This is a genomic window from Streptomyces sparsus, from assembly GCF_054776295.1.
Genome location: NZ_BAAHCA010000348.1, coordinates 1 through 4,735, shown reverse-complemented (window position 1 = coordinate 4,735; position 4,735 = coordinate 1). Strand labels below are relative to the sequence as shown.

The 4,735-nt window shown below is 71.8% G+C and carries 3 protein-coding genes and 1 pseudogene; all 4 read right to left on the bottom strand.

What is annotated here, in order from left to right; all coding sequences use genetic code 11:
• Positions 1-861: UDP-glucose 4-epimerase GalE (gene galE / locus ACYVE9_RS16065; protein ID WP_461028538.1), on the bottom strand; the 861-nt coding region annotated here is incomplete at its 3' end.
• Positions 862-974: 113 nt separating this feature from the next.
• The gene (locus ACYVE9_RS16060) at positions 975-3,104 is read right to left on the bottom strand and encodes a 3-hydroxyacyl-CoA dehydrogenase NAD-binding domain-containing protein (protein ID WP_461028537.1); all 2,130 of its coding nucleotides are present in this window, start codon (positions 3,102-3,104) and stop codon (positions 975-977) included.
• Positions 3,101-4,321 (bottom strand): thiolase family protein, encoded by a 1,221-nt coding sequence (locus ACYVE9_RS16055; protein ID WP_461028536.1) that lies wholly within the window; start codon positions 4,319-4,321, stop codon positions 3,101-3,103. Before ACYVE9_RS16055 ends, ACYVE9_RS16060 begins: the two co-directional genes overlap by 4 nt.
• A 199-nt stretch (positions 4,322-4,520) precedes the next feature.
• Positions 4,521-4,735, bottom strand: a pseudogene (locus ACYVE9_RS16050) (ribonuclease D); the annotation flags it as partial.

The following is a 4,735-nucleotide window of genomic DNA, read 5'->3' as shown; positions in this document are numbered from 1 at the left end:
GCCGGGACGCCGCGGGGTGACGGCGGCGGCCGGCTCGGAGCGGCCGGTGACCTCGGCGATGAGGTCCACCATCTCCCGTACCGACACGCCCTCGCCGCGGCCGATGTTCACGGTCAGGTCCCGTACCCGCCCGTCCCGCGCGGTGCCGTCCGCCAGCGCGCGGGCGGCGGAGCCGTGCGCCTCCGCCAGGTCCTCGACGTGGATGTAGTCGCGCACGCACGTCCCGTCGGGCGTGGGGTAGTCGTCGCCGAAGATCTGCGGGGCCTCACCCGCGGTGAGCTTCTCGAAGACCATCGGCACGAGGTTGAACACCCCGGTGTCGGCGAGTTCGGGGGTGGCGGCGCCCGCCACGTTGAAGTACCGCAGGCAGGCGGTGGAGATGCCGTGCGCCTGGCCCGCGGCGCGCGCCAGCCACTCACCGGCGAGCTTGGTCTCGCCGTAGGGGCTCATCGGGAGGCAGGGTGTGTCCTCGGTGACGAGGTCCACGTCCGGCATGCCGTAGACGGCGGCGGAGGAGGAGAACACGAACCGCGGCACGCCCGCGGCGGCCATCGCGCCCAGCAGCACCTGCAGACCCTGGACGTTCTGCTCGTAGTAGTGCAGCGGCCGGGCGACGGACTCACCGACCTGCTTCTTCGCCGCCAGGTGCACCACGCAGTCGACGCGGTGCTGCTCGAACGTGCGGGCCAGCAGCTCCCCGTCGAGCACCGAGCCCTCGACGAGCGGCACGTCCTGCGGCAGGCGGTCGCGCAACCCGCTCGACAGGTCGTCGAGCACGACGACGTCTTCTCCCGCCAGGGTCAGCGCACGCACGACGTGTGCGCCGATGTAGCCGGCTCCACCAGTGATGAGATAGGTCATTAAGGCATCCTAGGCGGGCCGCCCGGCAGCCGAACGGCGCCCGTCCGCAACTGTGCGGACGGGCGCCGTTCGACGGGTGCGGCAGCGGGTGCCGCCCCGGTGCTATCCGGTGGTCACTCGGGGACGCTGGCGACGCCGGGGGCGAGGAACCTGCGCCCGGTGACGCGCTCGCTGACGCCCGCCCGGTCCAGGTACGGCGTGATGCCGCCCAGGTGGAAGGGCCAGCCGGCGCCGGTGATCAGGCACAGGTCGATGTCCTGGGCCTCGGCGACGACACCCTCGGCCAGCATCAGGCCGATCTCCTCGGCGATGGCGTTCAGCGCCCGGTCCCGCACCTGCTCCTCGGTGAGCTGGGTGTCGCCGACCTGGAACAGCGCGGCGACCTCCGGGTCCAGCTCCGGGGTGCCGGTGTCGTGCCGGTACAGGCTGCGCTTGCCGGCCTCGACGACGCGGCCGAGGTTCTCCGAGACGGCGAACCGCTCGGGGAAGGCGGTGTGCAGCGTGCCCGCCACGTGGTGGGCGACGGCCGGGCCGACCAGTTCCAGCAGCACGATGGGCGACATCGGCAGCCCCAGCGGCGCCAGGGCGCGGTCGGCGACCTCCACGGGGGTGCCCTCGTCGATCGTGCCGAGCACCTCGCCCATGAAGCGGGTGAGGATGCGGTTCACCACGAACGCGGGGGCGTCCTTGACGAGCACCGCGGTCTTCTTCAGCTTCTTGGCCACGGCGAAGGCGGTGGCCAGCGAGGCGTCGTCGGTGCGCTCGGCACGGACGATCTCCAGCAGCGGCAGCACCGCGACCGGGTTGAAGAAGTGGAAGCCGACGACCCGCTCGGGGTTCTTCAGCTGCGAGGCCATCTCGGTGATGGACAGCGAGGAGGTGTTGGTGGCCAGGATGGCGTGCGCGGGCACGACCGCCTCCAGCTCGGCGAACACCTGCTGCTTGACGCCCATCTCCTCGAAGACGGCCTCGATGACGAAGTCCGCGTCCGAGAAGGCCGCGGCCTTGTCGAGCGAGCCCGTCACCAGCGCCTTGAGGCGGTTGGCCTTGTCCTGGCCCACCCGGCCCTTCAGCAGGAGCTTGTCGACCTCCTCGTGGACGTAGCCGACGCCCTTGTCCACCCGCTCCTGGTCGATGTCGGTCAGGACGACCGGCACCTCCAGACGGCGGGCGAACAGCAGCGCGAGCTGCGAGGCCATCAGGCCCGCACCGACCACGCCGACCTTGGTGACCGGCCGGGCCAGGCTCTTGTCCGGGGCACCGGCGGGCCGCTTGGCGCGCTTCTGCACCAGGTTGAAGGCGTAGATGCCGCTGCGCAGCTCGTCGCCCATGATGAGGTCGGCCAGCGCCGCGTCCTCGGCGTCGAAGCCCTTCTGGAGGTCTCCGTCCTTCGCCGCGGCGATGATGTCCAGCGCCCGGTAGGCCGCCGGGGCGGCGCCGTGCACCTTGCTGTCGGCGATCTCCCGTCCGCGGGCGACGGCCTGGTCCCAGGTCTCGCCGCGGTCGATCTCCGGGCGCTCCACCTGGAGCTGCCCGGTCAGCACGGCAGCGGTCCAGTGCAGCGACTGCTCCAGGAAGTCCGCGCCCTCGAAGATCGCGTCCGCGATGCCGAGCTCGTGGACCTGCCTGCCCTTGAGCTGCCGATTCTGGTTGAGCGAGTTCTCGATGATGACCTGGACGGCCCGCTCGGGTCCGATCAGGTTCGGCAGCAGCGCGCAGCCGCCCCAGCCGGGCACCAGGCCGAGGAAGACCTCGGGCAGGGAGAACGCCGGGACGGACTGGGAGACGGTCCGGTAGCCGCAGTGCAGGCCGACCTCGACACCGCCGCCCATGGCCGCGCCGTTGTAGTAGGCGAAGGTGGGTACGGCCAGAGCCGGGAGCCGCTTGAAGACCTCGTGGCCGCCCTTGCCGATGGCGAGCGCGTCCTCGTGCCGCTTCAGCAGCTCGACGCCCTTGAGGTCGGCGCCGACGGCGAAGATGAACGGCTTGCCGGTCAGGCCGACACCGACGATCTCACCGGCGGCGGCCTCCGCCTCGACCTGGTCGATGGCCGCGTCGAGGTTGGCCAGCGACTGCGGGCCGAAGGTGGTCGGCTTGGTGTGGTCGAAGCCGTTGTCCAGCGTGATGAGCGCGAAGCGGCCGGCCCCGGCGGGCAGGTCCAGGTGGCGTACGTGCGCCTGGGTCACCACCTCGTCCGGGAAGAGCTCGGCTGCGCCCTTCAACAGCTCTGCGGTGTTGCTCACTTGGCTCCTCCGTCGAAGTGCGGGTTCTCCCAGATCACGGTGCCGCCCATGCCGAAACCGACGCACATGGTGGTCAGGCCGTAGCGCACGTGCGGCTGCTGCTCGAACTGGCGGGCCAGCTGGGTCATCAGCCGGACGCCGGAGGAGGCGAGCGGGTGCCCGAAGGCGATCGCGCCGCCGTACTGGTTGACGCGGGGGTCGTCGTCGGCGATGCCGTAGTGGTCCAGCAGGGCCAGCACCTGGACGGCGAACGCCTCGTTGATCTCGAACAGGCCGATGTCCTCGATGGACAGGCCCGCCTTGGCGAGGGCCTTCTCCGTGGACGGCACCGGGCCGATGCCCATGACCTCCGGCTCGACGCCGGCGAAGGCGTACGACACCAGGCGCATCTTGACCGGCAGTTCCAGCTCGCGCGCGACGTCCTCGGCGGCGATCAGGGAGGCGGTGGCGCCGTCGTTGAGACCGGCGGCGTTGCCCGGGGTGACCCGACCGTGCGGGCGGAACGGCGTCTTCAGTCCGGCCAGCATCTCCATGCTGGTGCCGGGGCGCATCGGCTCGTCGGCGGTGGCCAGGCCCCAGCCGGTCTCGCCGGCCTCGGCGTTGGTCCGGCGGACGGAGACGGGCACCAGGTCGGACTGGATGTTGCCGTTGGCGTACGCCTTGGCGGCCTTCTCCTGGCTGCGCACGGCGTAGGCGTCGGCGCGCTCCTTGGTCAGGTGCGGGAACCGGTCGTGCAGGTTCTCCGCCGTCATGCCCATGAACATGGCCGACTCGTCGACCAGCTTCTCGGAGACGAAGCGCGGATTGGGGTCCACGCCCTCACCCATCGGGTGCCGGCCCATGTGCTCGACGCCGCCGGCCACGACGACGTCGTAGGCGCCGAACGCGACCGAGCCCGCGGTGCTGGTCACCGCGGTCATCGCGCCCGCGCACATGCGGTCGATGGAGAAACCGGGAACGGTCTGCGGCAGCCCCGCGAGGATCCCCGCGGTGCGCCCCAGGGTCAGGCCCTGGTCGCCGATCTGGGTGGTCGCGGCGAGGGCGACCTCGTCGATGCGTTCCGGTGACAGGCCGGGGTTGCGGCGCAGCAGCTCACGGATGCACTTGACGACCAGATCGTCGGCGCGGGTCTCGTGGTAGATGCCCTTGGGGCCCGCCTTGCCGAACGGGGTGCGGACGCCGTCGACGAAGACGACGTCCCTAGCGGTACGAGGCACGTTGGCTCTCCTCCTGCAGGGTTGCGGCCGGGAGTCCGGGGTCTCCCCCGGGAGAATGCCGCCGCGGGGCGGCGCGCTTCCCGGCCTCCATGCTACTTGTCGGTAACCACGTGGCAAGGGTCGGCCCGCCGTCGCCGGTGCGGTCCGTGTCACATCCGTGCCCGCGGCCGGCGGTGTCCACTCCCGCCGGGCGGGCCGGCTACTCGGACGGAGGCGCGGCGGTGAGGGCTGTGGCCAGCAGCGGAAGCGTTTGTTCAATCTGCCAGGGCCGGGCGCCGTAGCCGCGCAGCGCCTCCGCGACGGCCTCCGGGGAGAGGTCGGCCGGCGGCTCCCAGCACAGCCGCCGCACGGTGTCCGGCGTGATCAGGTTCTCCTGCGGCAGGCGCAGCCGCTCGGCGTGCGCGGTCACCGCGG